Source organism: Variovorax sp. ISS6 (assembly GCF_056523145.1).
In genome coordinates this window covers 1,158,715-1,184,066 of the sequence record NZ_JAWRZC010000001.1, presented here as the reverse complement: position 1 = coordinate 1,184,066, position 25,352 = coordinate 1,158,715, and the positions used below count along the sequence as shown (strand labels likewise).

The following is a 25,352-nucleotide window of genomic DNA, read 5'->3' as shown; positions in this document are numbered from 1 at the left end:
CTCTCAACGGCGCACTTCGCGCTGGAAGATGTCGAGGCTGAGCTTCTTCATCGCGACGAAGCTCTCGGTGCTCAGGGTCTCGACCGTGCGCGGGCGCGCATCGCCATAGCGCAGGATCTCGGCCACCTTGGTCGGGCGCTTGGTCAGGAGCAGCACCTCGTCGGCCAGGTACACGGCCTCCTCGAGGTCGTGCGAGACCAGCAGCATGGTGGTGCCGGTCTGCATGAACACCTCCTGCAGCTTCTCGCGGATGAACAAGGTCATCTCGAAGTCGAGCGCCGAGAAGGGCTCGTCGAGGAACAGCACCTCGGGGTTCGGCGCGAGCGCGCGCATGATCGACGCGGTCTGCTGCTGGCCGCCCGAGAGCTCGTAGGGAAAGCGCTTGAGGTCGAACTTGACGTCGAAGGAGGCGACCAGCTCCTCCATGCGGCGATCGACCTCGGCCTTGCTGCGGCCTTCGAGCTTCAGCGGATAGGCGATGTTGTCGATGGTGCGCATCCACGGGAACATCGCCTCGCGGTAGTTCTGGAACACGTAGCCGATCTTGGTGTCCTTGCGCTGTTTCCCGTCGAACAGGATCTCGCCGCTGTCGATGGGGATCAGCCCCGCGATCATGTTGATCAGCGTGGACTTGCCGCAGCCGTTGGGCCCGAACACCGAGACGATGCGGTGCTTGGGAATGTCGAGGTCGAAGTTCTCGTACAGCGGCCAGCCCGCGAAGTACTTGGTGAGGCCGCGGATCGTGATGTGGGTGCCGGCCGGGCCGGGCTTGAACACCGGCCTGGGCACGTCGGCATACACCGGGCCGTTGACGACGATGTCGGGCGTGGCTTTCATCGGCCGCTCCAGTGAACGATGCGGCGCTCGGCCACGAGGAAGAGGATGTTGAGCACGTAGCCCAGCGCGCCGGCCGCGAGGATGGCTGCATACATGCTCTTGACGTTGAGCACCTGCTGCGCGTCGATGATGCGATGGCCCAGGCCGTTGTCGGAGCCGATGAACATCTCGGCCACGATCACGATCACCAGCGCCATCGAGACCGCCGAGCGCAGGCCCACGAAGCTGGGCTGCAGGCTCTCCCACACCAGCACGTCCTTGAAGATCTGCCAGCGCGAGGCGCCCATCACGCGCGCCGCCATCACGCGCTGCTTGCGCGCGTTGATCACGCCGTAGGCGCTGTTGAACACCACGATCAGCAGCGCGCCGAAGGCCGCGATCGCCACCTTGTTGATGTCGGACACGCCGAAGATCAGCAGGAACAGCGGGATCAGCGCCGACGAGGGCGTGGAGCGGAAGAAGTCGATCAGGAACTCGACGCTGCGGTAGGCGCGCTCGTTGCTGCCCAGCAGCACGCCCAGCGGCATGCCGACGATGGCGGCGATCGCGAAGGCCTGCACGGTGCGCCACACGGTGACGGCGAAGTCGACGAGCAGCGGCCCGCCGGCCAGGCCGGTGATGAGCGCGGCCACGGTGTCGGCCGGCGAGGGCAGCAGGATCGGCTTGATGAAGCCGAGCCGCACCACCAGGTCCCAGACGATGAACAGGACGACCGGCCCGATGGCCGGCAGCCAGCGCTCCCAGGCGGGCGCCTTCGGTGCCGCGGCGGCGGCGGCGTTGCCCGCGGGCGGCGCCCACGGGGAGGCGGTGGTGGTGCTGTCGGCCATGGCGTCAGGCCTTGTAGAGCAGGCCGTCCACCAGGACCTTCTTCTCGAAGATCCCCTTCTCGGTGAACAGGTCGTAGAACTTCTGGAAGTAGGCGACGTCGCTGGGCTTGAACTCGTTGTAGAGCATGTACGAGGCCAGCGGCACCTCGGCCGTGAGCTTGCCCTCGATGGCGGTGTAGCCCTTCATGTACTGGCGCGCCTCGTCGGGCTGGCCGCGCACCAGCTCGACGCCGCGCGCATAGGCGGCGATGTACTTCTTCGCGGCGTCGGGGTTCTTCTTGAGGAACTCGGTCGTGAGGCTGGCGGCGCCGCCGTGCCAGGGCGCCATCGGGTCGCCGAGGATGTAGCGCGCGACCACGCCGGCCTCGAGCACGCGCGTGGTGCCGTTCATGCGGCCCACGGTGCCGGTGGGCTCGAGCGTGTAGCAGGCATCGACCTGCCCCGCCACCAGCGCGGCCACGTGCTGGCCGATCGGCAGCTCGCTGACCGACACGCCCTTGGCGCCCGCGCGCTCGAGCATGGTCTTGCACAGCGTGACGTTCTGGATGCCCGGGCCCGAGGCCACCTTCTTGCCCGAGAGCTCGGCCATGGCCTTGATCGGGCTGTCCTTCGCGACGATGAACTCGTCGAGCACGAACTTGGCGTTGCTCGGGTTGGTGCAGAAGATCTTGAACAGGCCCGGCTGCGCGATCTCGCCGATCGCGAGGTTGGCCGAGCCGGTGCCGTTGGCGCTGCCGTCGCAGCGGCCCGCGAGCATGGCTTCCATCACCTGCTGCGCGCCCGCGAACTTCTGCGGTTCCACGTCGAGCCCCGCTTCCTTGAAGAAGCCGCGCTCGACCGCCGCGAAGAAAGGCAGACCCGCGGCCACCGGCCAGAAGCCGACGCGGATCTTCGGTGCCGCCTGGGCGCGCACGATCGCCGGCGCGGCGAGCACCGCGAGGCCGGCGGCGCCGGCCTGCAGCACCTGTCGGCGCGAGGCGGAGGAAGGAAGGTCGGAGATGGACATGGAAGACTCCTCGGTCTGGGTTCGAAGACAACAGGGATTCAGGCGGCGCGGCTCGCGAGATAGGCGCGCCAGCCGCCATGGCGCGTGACCTCTTCCGCACCGGCCAGCGCATGGCCCTCGCAGATGAAGCCGTGCACCCAGCGGCCATCGGCCAGCTCGACGCTGCCCAGGCCCAGCGGCGCGGGGATCAGCGCGAGGAAGCCGCCGACCTCGGCCAGCGGCAGGTCCCACACCTCGAGCGCGATCGCGGCGCCGCCCTCGGCGCTGCGCTGCAGGCCGGGCTTGGGCGGCACGGTGCCGGGCAGCGCGTACAGCCGGTAGCGCGGCGCGGTCTGGATGGCTTCGCGCAGCACGGCGCCGCGCTCGGTGAGCTGGCCGTTGAGCGGCATGCCGCTGAGGTGCGCGCCGACCACGGCGATCGGCAGCGTCGCGGCCTGCGCCGGGGCGAGGCCACGGATCGGCCGCGGCGCGGGCAGCGGCTCGCCGGTCGCGCCCTGCGCGAGGCCGGTGGCGTGGTGGTAGCGCTGGCCCAGCTCGGCCAGCGCGAGGTCGCTGCCGCAGCGGCCGATCAGCGTGATGCCGAAGGGCAGGCCGTCGGGCCGCAGGCTGCTGGGCACCGAGAGCGCGGCGTAGTCGAGCAGGTTGACGAAGTTGGTGTAGGCGCCGAGGTTGCGGTTGAGCGCCACCGGGTCGGCGCGCATCGCGTCGCGCGTGTAGTGCGTGGGCGCGGTGGGCACCAGCAGCACGTCGATGTCGCGCCACATCGGTTCGGCCTGCTGCGCGAGCGCGCGCAGCCGGGTCTGGGCCTCGAACACGTCGGCCGCGTTGTAGCCGCGGCCCTGCGCGAGGATGCCGCGCACGGGCTCGACGACCTCGGCCTCGTGGCGATCGAAGAAGGCGCGCACCGCGGCATAGCGCTCGGCCACCAGCGCGCTGTCGTAGAGCAGCGCGGCGGCCTCGGCCAGCGGCGCGAAGGGCACGGTGACGGCCGTGCCGCCCAGCACCTCGAGGCGCCGGCGCGCATCGGCGAAGGCGGCCTCGGCGAGCGTGTCGCCGAAGAAGGCGAGGCGGTCGGGCACGCCGAAGCGGAAGGCGGCGGGGAAGGGCTCGGCATCGAGCGCGAGGTCGCGCGAATAGGGATCGCGCGCATCGAAGCCGAGCGCGGCCTGCAGCACCTCGACCGCGAGCGCGACCGTGCGCGCGAAGATCGAGACGCAGTCGACGCTCTGCGCGGCCGGCACCACGCCGGCGGTGCTCAGCAGCCCGCGCGAGGGCTTGAGGCCGACGATGTTGTTGAGACCCGCGGGCACGCGGCCCGAGCCGGCCGTGTCGGTGCCGAGCGCGAAGTCGGCCTCGCCGGTGGCGACCACGCGGGCCGAACCCGAGCTCGAGCCGCCCGAGACATAGCTGGCATCGAAGGCATTGCCGACCTCGCCATAGGGCGAGCGCGTGCCGTTGAGGCCGCAGGCGAACTGGTCGAGGTTGGTCTTGCCGAGCAGCGACGCACCGGCGTCGAGCAGCCGCTGCACCACGGCCGCATGGGCGGCCGGCAGGCGGTCGAAGGCCGGGCAGGCGGCGGTGGTGGGCACGCCGGCGACGTCGATGTTGTCCTTGACGGCGAAGCGCAGGCCCGCGAGCGGGGCGGGGGTGGTAGCGGGCGTGGCTTCCCGCGTGTCGTCGTTCTCGCGCGTCAGCGGCTGCGCGAAACGCAGGATCCACGCCGCAGCGGCCGGGTCTTTCTCGTCATGCACCATGATCAGGCATCCAAACTTGTGTACAAGTCGAGATGCAAGCGGCGTGCCAGCGCGCGCGGGTCGCTGCCGACGCGCCTATGGCATCAGCCGCTCAAGTATTTATGTATGGCGCCCTCCCCCCGCTGGGGGAGGGTTGGGGTGGGGGCACCGGGCCTTGCCATCGTTGCGGGCCTTGTCCACCGCCCAGTGCCCCCATCCCGGCCTTCCCCCAGAGGGGGGAAGGAGGAAGACAGGGCGCTCAGCTCTTCTTGGCGTCCCGGTACAGGTTCTCCACCTTCGGCAGATTCGCCTGCAGCTTGGCGATCCGGTCCGGCCCGCTCGGGTGCGTCGAGAGGAAGCTCAGCCCGCCCTGGTTCTTCGAGGCCGTGGCCATCTTGTTCCACAGCGACACCGAGGCCTTCGGGTCGTAGCCGGCGCGCGCCGCGAGCTCCAGGCCGACGAGGTCGGCCTCGGTCTCGTCGCCGCGGCTGAACTTGAGCGTGAGCAGTTGGGTGCCCGCGCGCGCCGCGAGGTCGCCGACCTGCCCCAGGCCGAGCAGCTGCGCACCGATCGAGAGCGCGGCGCCGGTGCCCGCGCTCTTGGCCATGCGGGCGCGCGCATGCTCGCGCAGCGCATGGGCCATCTCGTGGCCCATCACCATCGCGACCTCGTCGTCGGTGAGCTTGAGCTGGTCGAGGATGCCGGTGAAGAAGGCGATCTTGCCGCCCGGCAGGCAGAAGGCGTTGATCTGCTTGCTGCCGATCAGGTTGACCTCCCACTTCCATTGCCGCGCACGGCTGTTCCAGGGCGTGGCGAAGGGGATCAGCCGGTTGGCGATGGCGCGCAGCCGCTGCAGCTGCGGATTGCCGTCGCCCGCGAGCGCGTTCTTGGCGCGCGCCTGCTCCAGCAGTTCGCCGTACTGCTGGCCGCCCGCGGCCTCGATGCGGTCGGCCGGCACGAGGTTGCGCGCCACCGAGGCATTGCCGACGTCGACCTGCGCGAGTGCCGGCCCGCTCAATGCCGCGCCGGCCGCGGCCAGCAGGAAGGCGCGCCGAGGCTGCCAGGCCGAGGCATGGGAGAGGACCGGGGCGGAGCGATCGCAGCGTGTGCACATATGGGGCCGGATGATAGGAACAAATGAAGACGCCTTGGTGGATGACCCGGCGGCCGACCGGCGCGGCACTCATGGACAATCGCTCCCACATGTCTTCCGTCCCGCCCGCCGAATCCACCGCCGCCGGTTCGCCGCCCTGGCGCGACGCCCTGAAGGTCTACCTCGAACCCGCCACCTTGCGCATGCTGGCGCTGGGCTTCTCGGCCGGGCTGCCGCTGCTGCTGGTGCTGGGCACGCTGAGCTTCCGGCTGCGCGAGGCCGGCATCGACCGCGCCACCATCGGCTATCTGAGCTGGGTCGGCCTGGCCTACGGCTTCAAATGGGTGTGGGCGCCGCTGGTCGACCGTCTGCCGCTGCCGCCGCTGACCACGCTGCTCGGGCGCCGGCGCGGCTGGCTGCTGCTGGCGCAGGGCATGGTGATCGCGGGGCTGGTCGGCATGGCGGTCAACGATCCGCGCCAGGGCCTCGTGCCGATGGTCTGGTGCGCGCTGCTGGTGGCCTTCGGCTCGGCCACGCAGGACATCGCGCTCGACGCCTTCCGCATCGAGTCGGCCGAAACCCGCAAGCAGGCGGCGCTGGCCGCGGCCTACCAGACCGGCTACCGGCTCGCGATGATCTGGGCCGGGGCCGGGGTGCTGTGGGTGGCGGCCTGGGCCGAGGTCGCGCCGGCCGCGCCGGCGGTGGGCGCGGCGGCCGGCGCGGCCTACCAGAACGGCGCCTGGAAGACGGCCTACCTCGTGATGGCCGGCTCCATGCTCGTGGGCGTGCTCACGGTGCTGCTGTCGCCCGAGCCCGCGAAGCGCTCGCTGTCGGCGCCGCGCAATGCCGCCGAATGGCTGCGCGACGTGCTGGTCGAGCCCTTCGCCGACTTCATCCGCCGCTACAAGTGGCAGGCGGTGCTGATCCTCTCGCTGATCGCGATCTACCGCATCAGCGACGTGGTGATGGGCATCATGGCCAACCCCTTCTACGTCGACATGGGCTTCACCAAGGACGAGGTGGCCACGGTCAGCAAGATCTACGGCGTGGTCATGACGCTGGTGGGCGCCTTCGTCGGCGGCGTGCTGTCGATGCGCCTGGGCGTGATGCGGGTGCTGATGCTGGGCGCGGTGCTCAGCGCGGCGAGCAACCTGCTGTTCGCCTGGCTGGCCTCGCGCGGCCACGACCTGACGGCCCTGATCGCCGTGGTCTCGGCCGACAACCTCGCGGGCGGCATCGCCTCGGCGGCCTTCATCGCCTACCTCTCGAGCCTCACCAACATCAGCTACTCGGCCACGCAGTACGCGCTGTTCAGCTCGCTGATGCTGCTGCTGCCGAAGTTCATCGCCGGCTACTCGGGCGTGTTCGTCGACGCCTACGGCTACAGCACCTTCTTCTATGCCACCGCCCTGCTCGGCGTGCCGGTGCTGGTGCTGGTGGCGCTGGCCTCGCGCACGCTGGCCGCGCGCCCGGACAGCGGGAAATCCTGACCCGGCCCCATAGGAAACCGCCGACACGGCCCCACCCCCGCAACTGGTAGGCTTTGCGCTGCTTCCCCCAGCCCCGACCACTAGAACTACTCCTCCAACCGCGTCACCGCCCAGCCACGTCCACACCGTGCCCGCCCGCATTCCTCCCCTCCAGATCAGCGCCTACACGGCCACCTCGGCCGTCGGCGTCGGCAAGGAGCCGCTTGCCGAAGCGCTCGAACATTCGCGCAGCGGCCTGCGTGCCAACGACTTCGGCCCCGCGCCGCTGCCGACCTGGATCGGCCGCGTCGACGGCCTCGAAGAGATCCGCCTGCCCGAGGCCTTCGCGCACTGGGACTGCCGCAACAACCGGCTGGCCTGGCTCGGCCTTTCGGCCGACGGCTTCCTCAAGGCCGTGGCCGCGGCGCGCCGGCGCCATGGCGCGGCGCGCATCGCACTGATCCTCGGCACCTCGACCTCGAGCATCGGCGAGACCGAGCTGGCCTACACCCAGCTCGACGCCGACGGCCATTTCCCGCCCGCGCAGCGCCGCCCGGCGGTGCACACGCCGCATTCGCTCGCGATGTTCGTGCAGGAAGTGCTGGGCCTCGAAGGGCCGAGCGAGACCATCTCCACCGCCTGCTCGTCGAGCGCCAAGGTGTTCGCCTCGGCCGAGCGGCTGATCCGCCTGGGCCTGGTCGACGCGGCCGTGGTCGGCGGCGTCGACACGCTGTGCGGCAGCGTGCTGTTCGGCTTCAACTCGCTCGAGCTGGTGTCGGGCGGGCCGTGCCGGCCCTTCGATCCGGACCGCGACGGCATCAGCCTGGGCGAGGCTGCGGGCTTCGCGCTGCTCGAGCGCGCCGACGCGGCTTCCGCCACCGGATTGCAGCTGCTGGGCTACGGCGAGGCCAGCGACGCGCACCACATGTCGACACCGCATCCCGAGGGCCTGGGCGCCGAGCGCGCGCTCGACGAGGCGCTGGCGCGCGCCGGCCTCGCGCCCGAGGCGATCGACTACATCAACATGCACGGCACCGCGAGCCAGAAGAACGACGAGGTCGAGGGCGCGCTGGTGGCACGCCGCTTCCCGGCGCGCACGCATGCGAGCTCGACCAAGGGCTTCACGGGCCACACGCTGGGCGCCGCGGGCATCGTCGAGGCGGTGATCAGCCTGCTGGCGATCGAGCGCGGCCTGATGCCGGGCACGGTCAACTCGGCCGCGCTCGACCCGGGCTTCGGCCCGCAGATCCGGCTCGCGCCGGCGCACGGCGAGGTGCGCTACGCGCTTTCCAATTCCTTCGGCTTCGGCGGCAACAACTGCGCGCTGGTGTTCGGCAAGGCGGCGCAGGCATGAGCGCCGCGCCGACGATCTACATCGAGGGTCCGGCCTTCTGGGCCCCCACCCTGCCCGGCTGGGAGGCAGCGCGCGCGGCCTTCCGCGGCGAGGGCGCGCTCGCCGATCCACCGGCCAAGCGCCCGGCGCCGCAGGTGCTGGCCCCGGCCGAGCGCCGCCGCGCGCCCGACACCGTGGCGCTGGCGCTCGAGGTGGCGGCCGCCGCCATCGCCGGCTCGGGCCGGCAGGCCGCCGACCTGCCCTGCGTGTTCGTCTCGGCGCACGGCGACCTGTCGATCAACGACTACATGTGCAGCACGCTCGCCACCGATCCCTCGGTGCTGTCGCCCACGCGCTTCCACAACTCGGTGCACAACGCCGCCGTGGGCTACTGGACCATCGGCACCGGCTGCATGGCCGCGAGCAATTCGATCTCGGCCTACGACAGCAGCTTCGGCGCGGCCCTGCTCGAGGCCGCGGCGCAGTGCGCGGCCGACCGCGAGGCGGTGCTGCTGGTGGGCTACGACGCGCCCGCCACCGGCCCGCTGGCGGCCGTGACGGGCAGCCAGGGCCAGCTCGCGCTGGCGCTGGTGCTGGCGCCCGAGCCCACCGAACGCACGGTGGCGGCGCTCGACTGGTCGCTGGCCAGCGACGGCGCGGCCGGCACGCCGCCCACGTCCGAGGCGGCGCAGACGCTCGCGCAGGTCAACCCGATGGCGCAGGCGCTCGGCCTGTTCGAGGCGCTCGCGCGGCTCGACGGTCCGGCCGGCGCCGAGGTCGCACTGCCGCTGTCCCCCACCCTCTCGCTGAGACTGCGGCTGCGGCCCGGCGGGCACTGACGAAGGAATCCGCATGAAGCAGACCGCCCCGCGCTACGACGCAGTGATCATGGGTGGCGGTCTGGCGGGGCTCACGCTGGCGCTGCAGTTGCGCCAGCGCTTCGACGACCTCTCGGTGCTGGTGCTCGAGCGCCGCGCGCACCCGGTGCCGCACGCGGCGCACAAGGTGGGCGAATCCTCGGTGGAGATCGGCGCCCACTACTTCGACACCGTGCTCGGCCTGAAGCCGCACTTCGAGAACGAGCAGTTGCGCAAGTTCGGCTTCCGCTTCTTCTTCAGCGAGGGCCGGCGCGACATCGACGGCGTGACCGAGATCGGCGCCAGCCGCTACCTGTCGGTGCCCAGCTACCAGATCGACCGCGGCATCCTCGAGAACTACCTCGCGCAGGAGGCCGCGCGCCACGGCGTGCACTTCGCCGACGACGCCTTCGTGCGCCGCATCGAGCTGGCCGAGGACGGCGCCACCCACCACCGGCTGCAATGGACCCAGGGCGGCGAAACCCGCGACACCGAGGCGCGCTGGCTGATCGACGCCTGCGGGCGCGCGGGCCTGCTCAAGCGCAAGCTCGGGCTGGCGCAGCCCAACGACCACGACGTGAACGCCGTGTGGTTCCGCATCGGCGAGCGCATCACCATCGACCACTGGAGCGAGGACGAGGCCTGGCGCGCGCGCTGCGACCCGCAGGCGCGCTGGCTGTCGACCAACCACCTGGTGGGCGCGGGCTACTGGGTGTGGCTGATCCCGCTGGCCTCGGGCTCGCACTCGGTGGGCATCGTGGCCGACCAGAAGCTGCATCCGCTGGCCACCATCGACACCTTCGACAAGGCGATGGACTGGTTCGCGACCTATCAGCCGCGGCTTCACGAGGCGCTCGACGGCAAGCGCCACCTGCTGCAGGACTTCGCGTTCCTGCGCCACTTCTCGTACGGCTGCAAGCAGGTGTTCTCGGACCGGCGCTGGGCGCTGACCGGCGAGGCCGGCCTGTTCCTCGACCCCTTCTATTCGCCGGGCAGCGACTTCATCGCGATCGGCAACACCTACATCACCGACCTGATCGCGCACGACCGGCGCGGCCGCTCGATCGAGGCGCGCGCGCAGCTCTACGACCAGATCTACCACTCGTTCTACGAGAGCACGCTGGCGCTCTACCAGGGCCAGTACCCGTTGTTCGGCGATCCCGAGGTGCTGCCGGTGAAGGTGATCTGGGACTACGCCTACTACTGGGGCGTGCTGTCGCAGATCTTCTTCCAGGGCCGGCTCACCGACCTGGCGCTGCTGGGCAGCGTGCGCGACGAACTGCAGCACTGCCAGCGCCTCAACATCGCAGTGCAGGCGCTGCTGCGCGCCTGGTCGGGCGCGAGCGACAAGCGCAACCGCGCGGCGATGCTCGACCAGGCCTCGATGCCGTGGTTCGCCGAGCTCAACCGCAGCCTCAAGGACCGGCTCGACGACGCGGCCTTCAAGGCGCGCATCCGGGCCTCGACCGCGCAGCTGCGCCGGCTGGCCGGCGAGATCCTCGCGCGGGCGCGCGCCTGCGATCCGGCGCTGGAGGCCGTCGCGCTCGAGGCCCTGCTCGCGCTGCCCGAATACCGTGACGCCCAGCGGCTTTCGGCGGCACGGCACGAGGACGGCGCTATGCTTTTCGCAGTGCCGGCCGGTTGACATGGCCGCACGAGGTTTACGCAACTTTACGGAGCGTTCAAGCCAGCTTGCTCCCGGTGGACCACCATGAAGCGCATGAGCACCCCTCAACTCCTGATGATCGAAGACGACCAGCGCCTGGCGCAGATGGTCGGCGAATACCTCACCCAGTCGGGCTTCGGCTTCAACCATGCGGGCGACGGCGCCAGCGGCCTCGAGCTGCTGCAGCAGCACGCGCCCGACCTCGTCATCCTCGACCTGATGCTGCCCGACACCGACGGCCTCGAGGTCTGCCGCCGCATCCGCGCGCTGCCGGGCGCGATCTCCAAGGTGTCGGTGCTGATGCTGACCGCCAAGGGCGACCCGATGGACCGCATCATCGGCCTGGAGATCGGCGCCGACGACTACCTGCCCAAGCCCTTCGAGCCGCGCGAGCTGCTGGCGCGCATCCGCGCCGTGCTGCGCCGCCGCGGCGAGAGCAACACCGAGGCCGAGGCCGCGTCGATGATGCGCTTCGGCACGCTCGAGATCGACCGCAACGCGCGCACCGTCTCGGTGGCCGGCCAGGTCGCCGACCTCACCTCCTACCAGTTCGACCTGCTGGTCGCGATGGCCGAGCGCGCGGGCCGGGTGCTCACGCGCGACCAGATCATGGAAGCCGTGCGCGGCCGCGAGCTCGAGGCCTTCGACCGCTCGATCGACGTGCACATGGGCCGCATCCGCGCGGCGATCGAGGTCGACGCGAAGAATCCGAAGCGCATCCTCACGGTGCGCGGCGTGGGCTACGTGTTCGCCAAGCAGCAGGACTGAACGGCCGGCGGGTCATGTCCGTCCCGCTCGCGGCACCTCTCCGAAAAACGCGGCCGACCCCGGCCGCCGCGCCCCACACCTCCCCATGATCAATCTGTATTCCCGCCACCTCTACGTGCGCATCTGGCTCGCGGTGGTCGGCGGCGTGGTGATCCTCACGCTGATGGCCAACTGGATCGTGCGCGTGGCGGCCGAGGCCGAGCGCGAGCGGCTCGCGCCGGTGCCGCGCGAGGTGGTGGTGCTCGACGCGCAGGACAAGCAGATCGGCGCCGGCAAGGCCTTGCGCGTGCCGGGCCAGGGGCTGGAGTTCGACGTGACGCTCAGCGACGGCAAGGCGATCACGCTGCGCGTGGCACCGCGCGAGCGCGCCACCGGCACCAGCGGCTTCGCGCCCTGGCGCACGCCCTTCGGCCTGGGCTGGATGATCGCGCTGGTCGGCGTGGCGGTGGCGCTCGGCGTCTATCCGATCGTGCGCCGGCTCACCAAGCGGCTCGAGACGCTGCAGCGCGGCGTGCAGCGCTGGGGCGAGGGCGATCTGTCGGTGCGCGTCACCGAGGAAGGGCAGGACGAAGTGGCCGATCTCTCCAAGCGCTTCAATGCATCGGCGGTGCGCATCGAACAGCTGGTGCGCTCGCACAAGTCGCTGCTGGCGAATGCCTCGCACGAGCTGCGCTCGCCGCTGACCCGCATCCGCATGAGCCTGGAGCTCATGGGCGACCAGCCGAGCCCCGCGGCGCGCGCCGAGATCTCGCGCAACATCGCCGAGCTCGACCAGCTGATCGACGAGATCCTGCTGGCCAGCCGCCTGGACGCCAGCGAGGCCGACATGGGCACCATCGAGGCGGTCGACCTGACCGGCCTGGCCGCCGAGGAATGCGCGCGCGTCGATGCCGAGCTCGACCTGGTGGCGGGCACCGACAACGCGGCGCTGACCGTGCCCGGCGTCTCGCGGCTGCTGCGCCGCGCGATCCGCAACCTGCTCGAGAACGCGCGCCGCTACGGCGCCGGCGAGATCTCGGTCGAACTCGGCAGCGCCGACGGCCAAGCCACGGTGCGCGTGAACGACCGCGGCCCGGGCGTGCCGGCCGCGCTGCGCGACCGCATCTTCGAGCCCTTCTACCGGCTGCCGGGCGCGAGCGAGCGCAACGGCGGCGTCGGCCTCGGGCTGGCGCTGGTCAAGTCGATCACCGAGCGGCATGGCGGCACGGTGCGCTGCGAGGACCGGCCCGGCGGCGGCGCGAGCTTCGTGATCCGGCTGCCGCGCGGCTGAGGCACGCGCGCCCAAGCCCCGCGCGCGCCGGGGGTGAAGTCAGGTTGCGCCGGAAGGCGGCCCCCTAGAATCCGCGCCCTATGCAGAGATCGCACATCGTCCGGCCCGCGGCCATGTTCTGGGGGCTCGCGGTGTACATGCCGGTCGGCGTCACCTACCTCTCGGCCCTGCTGCTGCTGGTCGCCCTGCTGGCGGCGGGCAACGGCCGCGAACGCATCGCGCGGCTGCGCGCCAATCCGCTGTGGTGGCCGGTCATGGCCTATGTGGCCTGGACCCTGATCGTGCTGGCCATCCGGCCGCACTACCCCGAGACCCCCTCGAACCTGGTGCACGGGCTGCGCATCGCCGCCACGCTGCTGATGGCGATGGCGCTCGCGCGCGACGAGGCGATGTGGGCGCTGCGCGGCTTCCTGCTGATCTCGGCGCTCAACCTGCTGCTGGTGGTGGTGTTCTACGCGGTCGGCGGCTTCCACATCTGGGGGCCGCTGCGCGGCGTGGTGATGGAGGTCGGCAACAAGTCGATCAGCAATGCGCTGCTGTTCAGCGTGGTGGCGTCGACGGCGGCGGTCTGGGGCCTGTCGCAGATCGCGGCGCACCGGCCGCTGCGCGCGCTGCCGGCCTTCGCGCTGGTGCTGCTGCTGATGGCGGTGGTGGCGCTGCCGCTGACCTCGCGCACCTCGGTGCTGGCGCTGCTGCTGGTGCTGCCGCTGGTGTGCATCCACCAGTGGCGCAGCCACCTGAAGGCGCTGTCGGCGGCGCTGATCGTGGGCGCCGTGGTGCTCGGGGCGGGCCTCTACCAGCTGCCGCAGCTGCAGCAGAAGGTCGAGCTCGGCGTCCAGGAGATCGAGAAGGCGCAGGCCGGCGAGATCTTCCACGGCAGCATGGTCATCCGCTACTTCATGTACCGCGACACCGGCCGCATGATCGCCGACCGGCCGCTCACCGGCTGGGGCATCGGCGGCTGGACCGAGCAATGGCACCAGCGCGGCCCCGCGCTGTTCGCCGACTCGAACATGCCGCACAACGACTTCCTCTGGATGGGCGCGCAGGGCGGCCTGCCGGGGCTGCTGAGCCTGCTCGCGATCATGGTCGCGGCCGTCTGGCAGGCCTGGAAGCGGCCCGACATCGCGGGCCGCTATGCGCTGGCCGCGACCTTGATCGCGCTGATCGCCTCCTGCGTGAACTCGGCGCTGCGCGATGCCCAGATCGGGCTGGCGCTGCTGTGGATCGCGATGGTCTACCTGCGGCTGGCGCAGGAGCGGCAGGACCCCGAGCCCTGGCGCGACCTCTGGCCGGGCCGGCGGATCGGCAGCGAATCCGAGGCCTCGAAGCGCGCGGCGGCACCAGGCTGACTCCGGAATCTCGCACTAGACGACTGGTCTAATCGGCGCTAGAGTCCGGCGCCATGACTGCCGTCGCCACGCCTCCCGACGTTCGCCGCCACATCCTCGACGTGGCGCATCCGCTGTTGCTGCGCAAGGGCTTCACGGCCGTCGGGCTGGCCGAGGTGCTGAGCCTGGCCAGGGTGCCGAAGGGCTCGTTCTATCACTACTTCGGCTCGAAGGAGTCCTTCGGCGAGGCGGTGCTCGAGGCCTATTTCAGCGACTACCTCGCGCGCACCGACGCCCTGCTGGCCGAGTCGGGCACGGGCGCGCAGCAGCTGGTCGCCTATTTCCAGGACTGGCTCGACTCGCAGACCGGCGACGACGCCCAGAGCCGCTGCCTCGTGGTGAAGCTCGGCGCCGAGGTCTGCGACTTGTCGGAAACCATGCGCGCGGCGCTGGACCGCGGCATCCGCCAGATCACCGACCGGCTCGCGCGCTGCATCGAGACCGGCCGCGCCGATGGCTCGCTGCCGGCCGCCGAAGCCGGCGATCCCGCCCAGGCCCAGGCCGTCTCGCTCTACCAGAGCTGGCTCGGCGCCAGCCTGCTCGCGAAGATCGCGCGCGACCGCGCACCGCTCGACCGCACCATGGCCGGCACCCGGCAGGCGCTGGGTCTGGCCCCCGTTCCCACCCCGGTCGGCTGAGAGGCGGGACGACCGATGTCGCTCCCGCCTTTTTTGCGGCCATCTTCTAGACGACCGGTCTAATTACCTGCCAGGTCATCGCCCTTCCACCACCCAGGAGCCCCTGCCCATGCCCCAAAGCGACACCGTCAACCGCCGCCTCGTCCTCGCCGCGCGCCCGCGCGGGCTGCCGACGCCCGCGCACTTCCGCCTCGAGGAGGGCGCCGTGCCCGCGCCCGCCGAGGGCCAGGTGCTGCTGCGCACGCTGTACCTCTCGCTCGACCCGTACATGCGCCAGCTGATGGACGAGGTCGCGCCGATCTACGCGGCCTCGGTGCCGCTGGGCCAGCCGATGGTGGGCGGCACGGTCAACCGCGTCGTGGCCTCGAAGCACCCGCGGTTCCGCGCCGGCGAGCTGGTGCTCGGCAACGCCGGCTGGCAGGACTACGCGCTGTCCGACGGCCAGGACCTGATGCCGCTGGGCGACATGGCGCGCCCCTCGCTCGCGCTCGGCGCGCTCGGCATGCCGGCCTTCACCGCCCACGTCGGCCTGCTCGACATCGGCCAACCGAAGCCCGGCGAGACCGTGGTCGTGGCCGCGGCCACCGGCGCGGTCGGCGCGATGGTCGGGCAGATCGCCCGGCTGAAGGGCGCGCGCGTGGTCGGCATCGCGGGCGGCGCGGACAAGTGCCGCCACGCGGTCGAGGTGCTGGGCTTCGACGCCTGCCTCGACCGCCACGCTCCCGCGCTGGCCGAGCGCCTCGCCGCGGCCTGCCCGAAGGGCATCGACGTCTATTTCGAGAACGTCGGCGGGCCGGTGTTCGACGCGGTGCTGCCGCTCTTCAACATCGGCGCGCGCGTGCCGGTCTGCGGCCACATCGCCGACTACAACGCCGACGGCGAAACCCAGGGGACGAACCGCCTGCCACTGCTGATGGCCTCGCTGCTGCAGAAGCGCATCCGCATGCAGGGCTTCGTCATCCTCGACCACTACGGCGACCGCTTCGAGGCCTTCCGCCGCGAGATGGGCGACTGGATCGAACGCGGCGAAGTGCGGCCGATGGAGGACATCGTCGAGGGCCTGGAGCACGCACCGGCCGGCTTCATCGGCCTGCTGCAGGGCCGCAATTTCGGCAAGCGCGTGGTGCGCGTGGCCGACGAGAACTAGTTCGAAAACAGCGCGCGGATGCGCGCGTCGTGCGCCTCGATGTTCGGCGCATGCGCCGGGTCGAGCGTGCGCAGGAAAGCCGCGTTGGCCTGCGCCTGCGCATCCAGCTGCGCATCGTGCGTCTCGGCCGCGCGCTCGATCGCGGCGGCCGCCTCGAAGACCTCGAACTCGGGGTAGTAGTAGCCCACTTCGCGCAGGAACGGCGAGTTGTGCACCAGCGCGTAGTTGCCGTAGAGCGCCTCGTACAGCAGGTAGTTGAGGCCGTTCTCCCACTGGTGCGACACCACGATGTCGGTGTGGTGCGCGGCCCATTCGACGAAGGGCGCGCGCGGGTCGGCCGTGGCCTTGCCGTCCTGCACCATCCGCAGCCCCAGTGCGATGTGCTTGAAGGCCGTGTTCTCCTTCTTGTCGAAGGTGTTCGTCATGTACACGTGCTGCACGAGCTCGGGGCGCCGCACATGGCATTCGTTGGCCGCCAGCATCGGGATCAGCGAGCTCTTCACCACGTTGAGGTTCGGCTCGAAGAAGGCGATGCGCTTGGCCCGGCCCTGGTTGCGGTAGCCGAAGCGTGCCTTGAGCTCGGCATTGGCCGCGAGGCTCTGCTCGAGGAAGTACGGCGACCACACGTGCGGCAGCACGTGCACCGGCGCGCGGTACACGGCCTCGAAGTAGCTCTTGCAGGTGTGGGCGTGCTGCGGGTTGGTCCAGAGCTCGTCGAACTGCACGCGGTGCGGGTTCGGCAGCCAGGGATTGGCCTGGAAGTTGATGGTCTCGACCGCCACCACGTAGTCGTTGCCGAAGCGGTACGACACGCAATGCCCGCCGCGCTGGCGCACCGCCTCGACATGCGTCGGATGAACGAAGGCGTTCATCTCGATCAGCAGGTCGGTCTGGTGGACCACCGCCGAGAGCGGCCGCAGCGCACCGGCCAGTTCGCCGAGCATCATGCCCTCGGCATAGGCGGCGACGCCGTCGCCGTGCACCAGCCAGACCTCGCCCACCAGCGGAGAGCGCTTCAACAGCATGTAGAGGTACACGCAGTGCTGGTTGGCGCCGTTGAACCAGATCGATTGCCGTGCATCGGCCCGGATCTCCATCGTGATCGCGACGTTGATCTTCATGGACGTTCCGGGCCTCCCCCGGTCTCTTCTTCTATCGCCGCGTCAGTGGCGCGCGGAAACCACCTCGCCGGCCTTGAGCCGGTAGGTGGTGCCGCAGTACGGGCACCTGGCCTCGCCGGTGCGCGCCACGTCCAGGTAGACCTTGGGGTGGCTGTTCCAGAGCTTCATGTCGGCCTTGGGGCTGGGGCAGAACACGCCGCCCTGGTGGTTGAGCTCCTTCGCGAGGAGTTCGACGACTGCAGTGGTGGACATGTTCTTCAGACCTTCGTGAGCCAGTGGGCGTACTTGGGGTTCTTGCCGTTCACGATGTCGAAGAAGGCCGCCTGGATCTTCTCGGTGACCGGGCCGCGCGCCCCGCCGTCGCCGCGGTTGCCGATCTCGACGCGGTCGAGTTCGCGGATCGGCGTGACTTCGGCCGCGGTGCCGGTGAAGAAGGCTTCGTCGGCGATGTAGACCTCGTCGCGCGTGATGCGCTTCTGCACCAGCTCGATGCCGAGGTCCTTGCACACGTGCAGGATGGTGTTGCGCGTGATGCCGTTGAGCGCGCCGGCCGACAGGTCGGGCGTGTAGACCACGCCGTTCTTGACCACGAACACGTTCTCGCCCGCGCCTTCCGACACGAAACCGCTCGCGTCGAGCAGCAGCGCCTCGTCGTAGCCGTCGTCCAGCGCTTCCATGTTGGCGAGGATCGAGTTGGTGTAGTTGCTGACCGTCTTGGCCTGCGTCATCGTGATGTTGACGTGGTGGCGCGTGTAGCTCGAGGTCTTCACGCGGATGCCGCGCTTCATGCCTTCCTCGCCGAGGTAGGCGCCCCAGGACCAGGCCGCGACCATGGCGTGGATCTTGTTGCCCTTGGGGCTCACGCCGAGCTTCTCGGAGCCGATCCAGATCAGCGGGCGCAGGTAGCAGCTCTCGAGCTTGTTCTCGCGCACGACCTGCTTCTGGGCCTCGTTGAGCTGTTCCTGCGTGAACGGGATCTTCATGCGCAGGATCTTGGCGCTGTTGAACAGGCGCTCGGTGTGCTCGGCCAGGCGGAAGATCGAGGTGCCGCCGTCGGCCGTCTTGTAGGCGCGCACGCCCTCGAAGGCGCCGCAGCCGTAGTGCAGCGTGTGGCTCAGCACGTGGATCTTGGCGTCGCGCCAGTCCACGAGTTCGCCATCCATCCAGATCTTGCCGTCACGGTCGTCGAGCGAGGGGGGGATCGAGCTCATTTCCTGATTCCTTTGGGAGCTTTTGCAGAAAGCCTTCAGCGGGGGGAGGCTGGGGGGTGCGGCCTGAAGGCCGCCAAAGCCGCCGATTTTACGGCGCCGTGCCGCTCTTGCCTGACCGGCGCCCCGGGCCATGCACCGCCGGTGGCGCGAACCGGCCCGACGCCGCGACAATGGCCGGTTCCGCCAAACAAGCGATTGAAGGGAAAGATTCTCCGTGTCCGTATTCAAGAACGTCATCGTCTACCGCATCGAGCCCGGCTGGTCGCAAACGCTGGCCGAGGCCGAGGAAGGCCTGGGCAAGCAGCGCTTCGAGCCCTGCGGCGCCTCGCAGGAGAAGTCGGCCGGCTGGGTCGAGCCGCGCGGCGAGGCCCACGGCCCGCTGGTGGAATCCATCGACGGCCAGTGGCTGCTCGAGTACATGATCGAGAGCAAGTCGGTGCCGGGCTCGGTGGTGCGCCGCAAGCTCGAGGAGCGCTGCGCGCAGATCGAGGCCACCACCGGCCGCAAGCCCGGCAAGAAGGAAAAGAAGGACCTCAAGGAGGACATCACGCACGAGCTGCTGCCGATGGCCTTCACGCGCACCGCGCGCGTCACGGTCTGGGTCGACCAGGCCGAGCGCCGGCTGGTGGTCAACAGCTCCAATGCGGCGCGCGCCGACGAGGTGGTCAGCAGCCTGGTGCAGAACTTCACGGGCTTCGGCACCATGCAGCTCAACACCCAGATCGAGCCGGCCGCCGCCATGTCCGAATGGCTGGCCTCGCAGGAGCCGCCCGCGGGCTTCACCATCGACCGCGAGTGCGAGCTCAAGGCCACCGACGAGTCGAAGGCCGTGGTGCGCTATGCCAAGCACCCGCTCGACATCGACGAGGTCAAGCAGCACATCGCCGACGGCAAGCGCCCGACCCGCCTCGCGCTGACCTGGGACGACCGCGTGTCCTTCGAACTCACGCACGGCCTGCAGATCCGCAAGATCGTGTTCCTCGAGGGCACCGACGAAGGCGCCGGCGGCGGCAAGAAGGAAGACAACTTCGATGCCGACGTGGCGATCGCCACCGGCGAGCTGGGCCAGCTGGTGCCGGCGCTGCTCGACGCGCTCGGCGGCGAGGCGGCGTTCACCGCGGCGCCGGCCGAGGAAGCGCCGAAGGCCGCCGCCACCGCGCCGGCCGCGGCCACGGCCGAAGAGGAAGACGCGCCGTTCTGAGCCGGCGCGGCGGGCGTCAGGCCACCAGGTAGGTCTGCGCCAGCCGCACCCAGCAGGCCGCGCCCAGCGGCAGCACCTCGTCGTTGAAGTCGTAGCCGGGGTTGTGCACCATGCAGCCGCCGAACTCGCCTTCGCCGTTGCCCAGCAGCACGTAGCAGCCGGGCAGCTCGGCCAGCATCCAGGCGAAGTCCTCGCTGCCCGCGAAGCCGCGCGGCACCGTGGCCGCCACCTTGTCCGCGCCCACCAGCGCAGCGCACACCTCGGTCATCAACCGGCTCTCGGCCTCGGTGTTGACCACCGGCGGCACCAGCGGCCGGTAGTCGATGGAGGCTTCCACGCCATGCGCCTGCGCGGTCAGCGCGACGATCTCGCGGATGCGCGACTCCACCAGCGCGCGCGTCTCGGGCCGGGCCGCGCGCACGTTGAGCCCGAGCGCGACCGACTGCGGGATCACGTTGTGGGTGGCGCCGCCGCGGATGAAGCCGACCGACAGCACCGCCGTGTCGTCGGGCGCGACGTTGCGCGCCACCACGCTCTGCAGCGCGGTCACGGTGGCGGCGGCGGCCACCACCGGGTCCTGCGCGCGGTGCGGCATCGCGCCATGGCCGCCCTTGCCCTGGATCGTCACGTCGGCCACGTCGGACGAGAGCGTGACCGGTCCCGCCTGCACGATGAAGCTGCCGGCCGGCACGCCAGGTGCGTTGTGCAGCGCATAGACCGCGTCGCAGGGAAAGCGCTCGAACAGGCCGTCCGCGATCATCGCGCGCGCGCCGCAGAGGTTCTCCTCGTCGGGCTGGAAGATCAGGTTCAGCGTGCCGTCGAAATCGCGGCTCTTCGCGAGCGCCTTCGCGGCCGCGAGCAGGATCGCCGTGTGGCCGTCGTGGCCGCAGGCATGCATGCGGCCGTGCTGCCGGCTCGCATAGGGCAGGCCCGTGGCCTCGACGATCGGCAGCGCGTCCATGTCCGCGCGGATGCCCAGGCGCCGCGTGCCGCTGCCGAGCCTGAGCTGCCCCACCACGCCGGTCCTGCCGATGCCGGTGTGCACCTCGTAGCCCCATTCGCGCAGCAGCCGCGCGACCAGTTCGCTGGTCGCGCTCACCTCGAAGCCGAGTTCGGGCTCGGCATGGATCCGGCGCCGGATGTCGACGAAGGCCTCGGTGTCGATCTCGATCGGCGGCAGCAGGCGGGACAGGAGCTTGGTGGTCTGGAGGCTGAGTTCGCGGGTCATGGGAGGCAATCGTTTCGCGGAAAAGGTGGGAAGGAAGGCGGCGCTCAATCGGCGCGCCGTTCGCGCAGGCTCAGCAGCGCACCGATGCTCAGCACGCCGCAGGCCATCATGTAGAAGGCCGGCGAGAGCGGGTTGCCGGTCTGCGCCAGCAGCCAGGTCACGATGAACTGCGAGGAGCCGCCGAAAATCGTGACGCCCACGCTGTAGATCACCGAGATGCCGCTGGCGCGCACGCCGATCGGCAGCATCTCGAGCAGCATCAGGAACATCGGCGTGGTGCCGATGTTCACGCTCGCCGTGAGCAGCGCCGACAGGCACAGCACCAGCGGCACGCTCGGATGGTGGCTGATGAGCCAGAACACCGGGCCCACCGCGACCAGGCTGAACAGCAGCGAGCCGATCGCCAGCGGCTTGCGGCGCTCGAGCCGGTCGGCCAGCCGGCCCGCCACCAGCGACACCACGAACAGCGTGATGCCGGTGACGCAGCCCGACAGCAGCGACAGCGAGGGCGGCATCTTGAGCACGCGGATCATGTAGGTGGGCATGAAGAACACCACCAGGTACATGGTGGCCGTGCCCGCGGTGGTCGCGAGGATGCCCTTGAACACGGTGCCGCCATGCGCGCGCAGCAGCCGGCCGATCGGGCTGGCTTCGTGGCTCTCGGCCTGGTGCGTTTCCTCGAGGTGCGAGCGGATGTACAGGCCCACCGGCGCGATCAGCAGGCCCAGCAGGAAGGGCAGGCGCCAGCCCCAGCTCTCGAGCGAGGCCTGCGGCAGCAGCGCATACAGCAGCGCGCCGGTGAGCGCGCCGGCCAGCGCCGACAGGCCCTGGCTCGCGAGCTGCCAGCTGACGCGGAAGCCGCGGCCCTTGACGCCGCCGGCCTCCATCAGCATCGAGGTCGCGGCGCCGACCTCGCCGCCGAGCGAGAAGCCCTGCAGCAGCCGGCCCGCGACGATCATCAGCGAACCGAACACGCCGGCCGAGGCATAGGTGGGCGCGAGCGCGATGCACAGCGTGCCGGCCACCATCAGCGCGATGGTCAGCGTCATCGCGGCCTTGCGGCCCTTGCGGTCGGCGTAGTTGCCGATGATCACGCCGCCCAGCGGCCGCATCACGAAGCCGATGCCGAAGGTCGCGACCGCGAGCAGCAGCGAGCCGAAGGCGCTCTCGGAGGGAAAGAACAGCTTGCCGATCAGCAGCGCGAAGAAGCTGTAGACGGTGAAGTCGTACATCTCGAGCGCATTGCCGATCGAGCAGGCGGCGATCAGCCGGAACTGGCTCTGGCCGCCCTTGGTGGCGGCGGCATTGGCGGGCGGGGCGGAACCCAGCACGGGGCTGGCTGGCAGGGCGGCGGCTTCGCTCATTCGATCTCCACGGGGTGTTGTTGTGCGGACGACGGATTCGCGAAGCGCGAACTTCATGCGGCGCATGGCACCCCGAACCCGTGGCGGCGGAGTATTCAGGCAAAGCGCGGCGGCGAGGAATCACAAATTTTCATGCCGATAACCAAAAGGCATCCCCCGCAGAAGCGGGGCCGCGAAGCCATCGGTGGAACTACCGAGAGGGCCCATTGCGCGCCATTCGCGTGCGTGCCGCCTTCACAATGGCGCGTCGGCGCACCGCCGCCTCCAGAACAAGGACAACACCATGAAGCTCATCCGCCACTGCCTCTGCCTGCTGGCCCTCGCGCCCTGCTGCATGATGGCCGCCTCGGCCCAGGGCAGCCGGCCCGTCGTGCAGTTCATCGCCACCGGCGGCACCATCGCGATGAAGGTCGACCCCGTCACCAAGGGCGTGGTGCCCGCGATCTCGGGCGACGACCTGATGCAGACCGTGCCCGACGCCGGCAAGTACGCCACCATCGAGGTCAACAACTTCTCGGCCATGTCGGCCAACTACGTCGAGCCCAAGTGGTGGACGCGCCTGACCCAGGCCGTGGACGATGCGCTCGCGCGCCCCGAGGTGGCGGGCGTGGTGATCGCGCACGGCACCGACACCATGGAGGAGACGGCCTACTGGCTCGACCTCACGGTCAAGTCGAACAAGCCCGTGATCCTGATCGGCGCGCAGCGCAACGCGTCCTCGCCGGACTTCGACGGCCCGCGCAACCTGCTCAACGCGATCCGCATCGCCACCACGCCCGAGGCCGTGGGCCAGGGCGTGATGCTCGCGATGAACAACCAGATCAATGCCGCGCGCGCCGTCACCAAGACCCACACCGGCAACGTCGAGACCTTCAAGTCGGGCGACTTCGGCTTCATCGGCGAGGTCTGGGACGACAAGGTGGTGTTCTCGCGCACCGCGCTGCGCCGCCAGCACATCGACATCGGCAGCGCCGAGATGCCGCGCGTGGAGATCCTCGCGATGTTCGGCGGCGCCGACGGCTCGCTGCTGCGCTACGCGGTGGACCAGGGCGCGAAGGGCATCGTGGTGCAGGCCGTGGGCATGGGCAACATGAACGTCTCGATGTACGAGGCGGTGAAGTACGCGCTGTCGCGCGGCGTGCCGGTGGTGATCGCCACCCGCGTGCCCAACGGCCGCACCATGCCGCTGTACGGCTTCGTCGGCGGCGGCAAGACCACCTTCGACGCCGGCGCCGTGATGGCCGGCGACCTGAGCCCGCAGAAGGCGCGCCTGCTGCTGATGCTCAAGCTGCACCAGGGCGTGAGCGACAAGGCCGGCCTGCAGGCGGCCTTCGACCGCTGATGCCCGCCGCGAAGCAATGAAGCTGCAGCAGTTGCGCGTGCTGCTCGCGGTGGCGCAGCACGGCAGCATCCACGAGGCGGCGCGCGGCCTGCACACCACCCAGCCGGCGCTGTCGAAGGCGATCGCCGAACTCGAGCGCGAACTCGGCGTCACGCTGATGTCGCGCTCCACGCGCGGCGTGAGCCTCACGCCCTACGGCGCGGCGTTGGTCAAGCGCGCCAGCGTGGTCGAGCAGGAGCTGCGCCATGCGCTCGAGGACATCGAGGCGATCCGCGGCCACGACGAGGCGCGGCTCGACATCGGCTTCACCGCGGTGGCCTCGAACGGCCCGCTGCCCGAGGCCATGGCGGCGTTCCGCCAGCGCTTTCCGAACGTGGCGCTGCGCGCCTTCGAGATGCGGCCGCAGCAGATGCTCGAGGGCCTGCGCGAGGGCCGGCTCGACCTCGGCCTGATCTCGACCTGCAGCGGGCCCGGCTCGAACGTGTTCCAGTGGGAGCCGCTGTTCTCGGTGGCGATGCACATCTCGGTGCGCGCCGGCCATCCGCTGCGCCGCGTGCGCAAGCTGCGGCCGTTGCTCGATGCCGACTGGCTGGTGCTCGACCCGGTCGACGATCCGTTCAGCCCGCTGGTCAGCACCATGCGCCTGCACGGGCTCGAGATGCCGCGGCGCATGGTGCAGAGCGCCTCGAACCTGCTGGGCCTGCAGCTCGCCACGCAGACCGACCTGGTCAGCATGTGGTCGGACGCGGTGTTCCACGGCGCCGGGCCGCTGCGGCTGAGCGGCGACGCGCTCGAGCGGCTGCCGATCACCGACGAGCTGCCCGACTTCGAGGTCTACCTGGTCTACCGCTCGGCCGACCTGATGACGCACGCGTGCACCGAGTTCGCGAAGGAGGCGCGCCACCATGCGCGCACCAATCCGCCGTGGCGCGCGCCGCGCGGCGCGCGCAAGGCCTCGGATTAGGCCGCGGGAGTCTCGGCCTCGTCGTCCTGCGCCGGCGGGCGCGTCAGCGTCCAGCTCTGCAGCTTGCCGCCGTTGAACACCGTGTCGACGTACGAGCCGCCGGCATCGGTCCAGCGGTAGTGCTCGGGCTGCTCGTCCTGCGGCGAGCGCAGTTCGCCGAGCGCGCGCGTCATCGCGATCACGTGCATCAGCGTCACGCCGGGCTTGAGCTTGGCGTTGAGCATCACCGAGCTGGCCACCGTGCCCACGGGCCGGTCGGCCGCGCGCTTGAGCACCTGCATCGCGCGATTGAAGTGCATCAGCAGGAACATCACGATCGCGCCGGCCGCCAGGGCCACGCCGCCCCAGCCATAGCTGCGCCAGGCCACGCCCAGCACGACGAGCGCCCCCACGGGCACGAGAAACTTCTGGAAATTCATGGCCCGCATTGTCGCCGCGCCGGCGCGGCGGGGTAGCGAGCCCGGCTACCGCCAGGCGCATCTCGCGCTACCGGGCCACAAAGCCGCCCGCGCCGCGGGCCGTCGCGGGCACATTTCGCCGCACGGGCATCGGCCCGGGCCCCGCAGACACCACAGATGAACATTCCACGCTCCGTCACCTTCGTCCGGCTCAGCCTCGCCGCCCTGCGCGGCAGCGGCGACCCCCGGCACGAACAAGGCGGCCGCGGCGGCCCACGTTGTCAGGGAGAGGCCGCCGTCGGCGGCCGGAACGCGATGAACCCGGCCCCGTCGCCCGGCGGCCAATGCCGACGCGACGGCGGCCCGGCGTTCACGCCACGCAGCGACGCACGAATCAGGGGGTAGGAGGTTGGGAGCTCGCCGGGCGCGCCGCCACCGATGCGCCAGGCGTTTTTTCACGGGCCGTTGCGGCCCGTTTTTTTTTGGGC

Annotated in this window: 23 protein-coding genes; 12 read left to right on the top strand and 11 right to left on the bottom strand. The window is 70.5% G+C overall.

What is annotated here, in order from left to right:
* Window positions 1-3: 3 nt before the first annotated feature.
* The 5 genes from AC1HIL_RS05445 to AC1HIL_RS05425 form a co-directional block, all read right to left on the bottom strand.
* Complete coding sequence (locus tag AC1HIL_RS05445; RefSeq protein WP_479671320.1) at window positions 4-837, bottom strand: ABC transporter ATP-binding protein; 834 nt, start codon at window positions 835-837, stop codon at window positions 4-6.
* Complete coding sequence (locus AC1HIL_RS05440; RefSeq protein WP_479671319.1) at window positions 834-1,664, bottom strand: ABC transporter permease; 831 nt, start codon at window positions 1,662-1,664, stop codon at window positions 834-836. Before AC1HIL_RS05440 ends, AC1HIL_RS05445 begins: the two co-directional genes overlap by 4 nt.
* A 4-nt stretch (window positions 1,665-1,668) precedes the next feature.
* Window positions 1,669-2,670, bottom strand: coding sequence for an ABC transporter substrate-binding protein (locus tag AC1HIL_RS05435; RefSeq protein WP_422099626.1), 1,002 nt, complete (start codon window positions 2,668-2,670; stop codon window positions 1,669-1,671).
* A gap of 38 nt (window positions 2,671-2,708) precedes the next feature.
* Window positions 2,709-4,424, bottom strand: coding sequence for an allophanate hydrolase (gene atzF / locus AC1HIL_RS05430; protein ID WP_479671318.1), 1,716 nt, complete (start codon window positions 4,422-4,424; stop codon window positions 2,709-2,711).
* Between the two features lie 238 nt (window positions 4,425-4,662).
* A complete protein-coding gene (locus AC1HIL_RS05425; protein WP_057592780.1) occupies window positions 4,663-5,517 on the bottom strand; it encodes a M48 family metallopeptidase in 855 nt (284 codons plus the stop codon).
* A gap of 89 nt (window positions 5,518-5,606) precedes the next feature.
* Here AC1HIL_RS05425 and AC1HIL_RS05420 point away from each other — a divergent pair, with 89 nt between their 5' ends.
* From AC1HIL_RS05420 to AC1HIL_RS05380, 9 genes are all read left to right on the top strand, one after another.
* On the top strand, window positions 5,607-6,986 hold the full coding sequence (locus tag AC1HIL_RS05420) for an AmpG family muropeptide MFS transporter (protein WP_261215286.1): 1,380 nt from the start codon (window positions 5,607-5,609) through the stop codon (window positions 6,984-6,986).
* Window positions 6,987-7,113: 127 nt separating this feature from the next.
* A complete protein-coding gene (locus tag AC1HIL_RS05415; protein ID WP_479671317.1) occupies window positions 7,114-8,319 on the top strand; it encodes a beta-ketoacyl-[acyl-carrier-protein] synthase family protein in 1,206 nt (401 codons plus the stop codon).
* Window positions 8,316-9,137: a beta-ketoacyl synthase chain length factor gene (locus AC1HIL_RS05410; protein WP_479671316.1), complete on the top strand. Its 822-nt coding sequence runs from the start codon at window positions 8,316-8,318 to the stop codon at window positions 9,135-9,137. Before AC1HIL_RS05415 ends, AC1HIL_RS05410 begins: the two co-directional genes overlap by 4 nt.
* A gap of 13 nt (window positions 9,138-9,150) precedes the next feature.
* On the top strand, window positions 9,151-10,800 hold the full coding sequence (locus AC1HIL_RS05405) for an NAD(P)/FAD-dependent oxidoreductase (protein ID WP_479671315.1): 1,650 nt from the start codon (window positions 9,151-9,153) through the stop codon (window positions 10,798-10,800).
* A 66-nt stretch (window positions 10,801-10,866) separates the two neighbouring features.
* Window positions 10,867-11,589 carry a response regulator transcription factor gene (locus AC1HIL_RS05400; protein ID WP_057592776.1) on the top strand — a complete coding sequence of 241 codons (723 nt, stop codon included), beginning with the start codon at window positions 10,867-10,869 and terminating at the stop codon, window positions 11,587-11,589.
* A gap of 85 nt (window positions 11,590-11,674) precedes the next feature.
* The gene (locus AC1HIL_RS05395) at window positions 11,675-12,859 is read left to right on the top strand and encodes an ATP-binding protein (RefSeq protein ID WP_261211925.1); all 1,185 of its coding nucleotides are present in this window, start codon (window positions 11,675-11,677) and stop codon (window positions 12,857-12,859) included.
* Between the two features lie 80 nt (window positions 12,860-12,939).
* On the top strand, window positions 12,940-14,211 hold the full coding sequence (locus AC1HIL_RS05390; protein ID WP_479671314.1) for an O-antigen ligase family protein: 1,272 nt from the start codon (window positions 12,940-12,942) through the stop codon (window positions 14,209-14,211).
* A 53-nt stretch (window positions 14,212-14,264) separates the two neighbouring features.
* Window positions 14,265-14,888: a TetR/AcrR family transcriptional regulator gene (locus tag AC1HIL_RS05385; RefSeq protein WP_296738460.1), complete on the top strand. Its 624-nt coding sequence runs from the start codon at window positions 14,265-14,267 to the stop codon at window positions 14,886-14,888.
* Between the two features lie 109 nt (window positions 14,889-14,997).
* Entirely contained in the window at window positions 14,998-16,035 is a 1,038-nt protein-coding gene (locus AC1HIL_RS05380; RefSeq protein WP_479671313.1) for an NADP-dependent oxidoreductase, read from the top strand.
* Here the strand turns inward: AC1HIL_RS05380 and AC1HIL_RS05375 are convergent.
* The 3 genes from AC1HIL_RS05375 to AC1HIL_RS05365 are packed head-to-tail and all read right to left on the bottom strand — an operon-like array spanning window position 16,032 to window position 18,367.
* Window positions 16,032-17,156, bottom strand: coding sequence for a DUF2827 family protein (locus AC1HIL_RS05375; RefSeq protein WP_479671312.1), 1,125 nt, complete (start codon window positions 17,154-17,156; stop codon window positions 16,032-16,034). The genes AC1HIL_RS05380 and AC1HIL_RS05375 overlap by 4 nt on opposite strands.
* 42 nt (window positions 17,157-17,198) lie before the next feature.
* Window positions 17,199-17,408 carry a zinc-finger domain-containing protein gene (locus tag AC1HIL_RS05370; RefSeq protein ID WP_057592770.1) on the bottom strand — a complete coding sequence of 70 codons (210 nt, stop codon included), beginning with the start codon at window positions 17,406-17,408 and terminating at the stop codon, window positions 17,199-17,201.
* Window positions 17,409-17,413: 5 nt separating this feature from the next.
* Window positions 17,414-18,367 (bottom strand): branched-chain amino acid transaminase, encoded by a 954-nt coding sequence (locus AC1HIL_RS05365; protein ID WP_057592769.1) that lies wholly within the window; start codon window positions 18,365-18,367, stop codon window positions 17,414-17,416.
* Window positions 18,368-18,581: 214 nt separating this feature from the next.
* On the opposite strand from AC1HIL_RS05365, the gene AC1HIL_RS05360 reads away from it, so the two are divergent.
* On the top strand, window positions 18,582-19,568 hold the full coding sequence (locus tag AC1HIL_RS05360; protein ID WP_296738452.1) for a recombination-associated protein RdgC: 987 nt from the start codon (window positions 18,582-18,584) through the stop codon (window positions 19,566-19,568).
* 16 nt (window positions 19,569-19,584) lie between these two features.
* Here the strand turns inward: AC1HIL_RS05360 and AC1HIL_RS05355 are convergent, their stop codons facing one another.
* Together AC1HIL_RS05355 and AC1HIL_RS05350 are read right to left on the bottom strand one after the other, a co-directional pair.
* Window positions 19,585-20,796 (bottom strand): M20 aminoacylase family protein, encoded by a 1,212-nt coding sequence (locus tag AC1HIL_RS05355; protein ID WP_261211932.1) that lies wholly within the window; start codon window positions 20,794-20,796, stop codon window positions 19,585-19,587.
* A 44-nt stretch (window positions 20,797-20,840) separates the two neighbouring features.
* Window positions 20,841-22,160: an MFS transporter gene (locus AC1HIL_RS05350; RefSeq protein ID WP_261211934.1), complete on the bottom strand. Its 1,320-nt coding sequence runs from the start codon at window positions 22,158-22,160 to the stop codon at window positions 20,841-20,843.
* Between the two features lie 283 nt (window positions 22,161-22,443).
* Here AC1HIL_RS05350 and AC1HIL_RS05345 point away from each other — a divergent pair, with 283 nt between their 5' ends.
* Window positions 22,444-23,502: an asparaginase gene (locus tag AC1HIL_RS05345; RefSeq protein ID WP_479671311.1), complete on the top strand. Its 1,059-nt coding sequence runs from the start codon at window positions 22,444-22,446 to the stop codon at window positions 23,500-23,502.
* A gap of 16 nt (window positions 23,503-23,518) precedes the next feature.
* Window positions 23,519-24,466 carry a LysR family transcriptional regulator gene (locus AC1HIL_RS05340; RefSeq protein ID WP_057592765.1) on the top strand — a complete coding sequence of 316 codons (948 nt, stop codon included), beginning with the start codon at window positions 23,519-23,521 and terminating at the stop codon, window positions 24,464-24,466.
* On the opposite strand, the gene AC1HIL_RS05335 is transcribed toward AC1HIL_RS05340, so the two are convergent.
* Window positions 24,463-24,894, bottom strand: a complete 432-nt coding sequence (locus tag AC1HIL_RS05335; RefSeq protein ID WP_057592764.1) for a hypothetical protein — start codon at window positions 24,892-24,894, stop codon at window positions 24,463-24,465. The two genes, AC1HIL_RS05340 and AC1HIL_RS05335, sit on opposite strands and share 4 nt — an antisense overlap.
* Window positions 24,895-25,352: the final 458 nt, after the last annotated feature.

Excerpts from the sequence above, each read along its gene's own strand:
- AC1HIL_RS05445 (WP_479671320.1), bottom strand. The coding sequence starts at position 837 with ATGAAAGCCACGCCCGACATCGTCGTCAACGGCCCGGTGTATGCCGAC.
- AC1HIL_RS05440 (WP_479671319.1), bottom strand. The coding sequence starts at position 1,664 with ATGGCCGACAGCACCACCACCGCCTCCCCGTGGGCGCCGCCCGCGGGC.
- AC1HIL_RS05435 (WP_422099626.1), bottom strand. The coding sequence starts at position 2,670 with ATGTCCATCTCCGACCTTCCTTCCTCCGCCTCGCGCCGACAGGTGCTG.
- atzF (WP_479671318.1), bottom strand. The coding sequence starts at position 4,424 with ATGGTGCATGACGAGAAAGACCCGGCCGCTGCGGCGTGGATCCTGCGT.
- AC1HIL_RS05425 (WP_057592780.1), bottom strand. The coding sequence starts at position 5,517 with ATGTGCACACGCTGCGATCGCTCCGCCCCGGTCCTCTCCCATGCCTCG.
- AC1HIL_RS05420 (WP_261215286.1), top strand. The coding sequence starts at position 5,607 with ATGTCTTCCGTCCCGCCCGCCGAATCCACCGCCGCCGGTTCGCCGCCC.
- AC1HIL_RS05410 (WP_479671316.1), top strand. The coding sequence starts at position 8,316 with ATGAGCGCCGCGCCGACGATCTACATCGAGGGTCCGGCCTTCTGGGCC.
- AC1HIL_RS05405 (WP_479671315.1), top strand. The coding sequence starts at position 9,151 with ATGAAGCAGACCGCCCCGCGCTACGACGCAGTGATCATGGGTGGCGGT.
- AC1HIL_RS05400 (WP_057592776.1), top strand. The coding sequence starts at position 10,867 with ATGAAGCGCATGAGCACCCCTCAACTCCTGATGATCGAAGACGACCAG.
- AC1HIL_RS05395 (WP_261211925.1), top strand. The coding sequence starts at position 11,675 with ATGATCAATCTGTATTCCCGCCACCTCTACGTGCGCATCTGGCTCGCG.
- AC1HIL_RS05390 (WP_479671314.1), top strand. The coding sequence starts at position 12,940 with ATGCAGAGATCGCACATCGTCCGGCCCGCGGCCATGTTCTGGGGGCTC.
- AC1HIL_RS05385 (WP_296738460.1), top strand. The coding sequence starts at position 14,265 with ATGACTGCCGTCGCCACGCCTCCCGACGTTCGCCGCCACATCCTCGAC.
- AC1HIL_RS05380 (WP_479671313.1), top strand. The coding sequence starts at position 14,998 with ATGCCCCAAAGCGACACCGTCAACCGCCGCCTCGTCCTCGCCGCGCGC.
- AC1HIL_RS05375 (WP_479671312.1), bottom strand. The coding sequence starts at position 17,156 with ATGAAGATCAACGTCGCGATCACGATGGAGATCCGGGCCGATGCACGG.
- AC1HIL_RS05370 (WP_057592770.1), bottom strand. The coding sequence starts at position 17,408 with ATGTCCACCACTGCAGTCGTCGAACTCCTCGCGAAGGAGCTCAACCAC.
- AC1HIL_RS05365 (WP_057592769.1), bottom strand. The coding sequence starts at position 18,367 with ATGAGCTCGATCCCCCCCTCGCTCGACGACCGTGACGGCAAGATCTGG.
- AC1HIL_RS05355 (WP_261211932.1), bottom strand. The coding sequence starts at position 20,796 with ATGACCCGCGAACTCAGCCTCCAGACCACCAAGCTCCTGTCCCGCCTG.
- AC1HIL_RS05350 (WP_261211934.1), bottom strand. The coding sequence starts at position 22,160 with ATGAGCGAAGCCGCCGCCCTGCCAGCCAGCCCCGTGCTGGGTTCCGCC.
- AC1HIL_RS05345 (WP_479671311.1), top strand. The coding sequence starts at position 22,444 with ATGAAGCTCATCCGCCACTGCCTCTGCCTGCTGGCCCTCGCGCCCTGC.
- AC1HIL_RS05340 (WP_057592765.1), top strand. The coding sequence starts at position 23,519 with ATGAAGCTGCAGCAGTTGCGCGTGCTGCTCGCGGTGGCGCAGCACGGC.
- AC1HIL_RS05335 (WP_057592764.1), bottom strand. The coding sequence starts at position 24,894 with ATGCGGGCCATGAATTTCCAGAAGTTTCTCGTGCCCGTGGGGGCGCTC.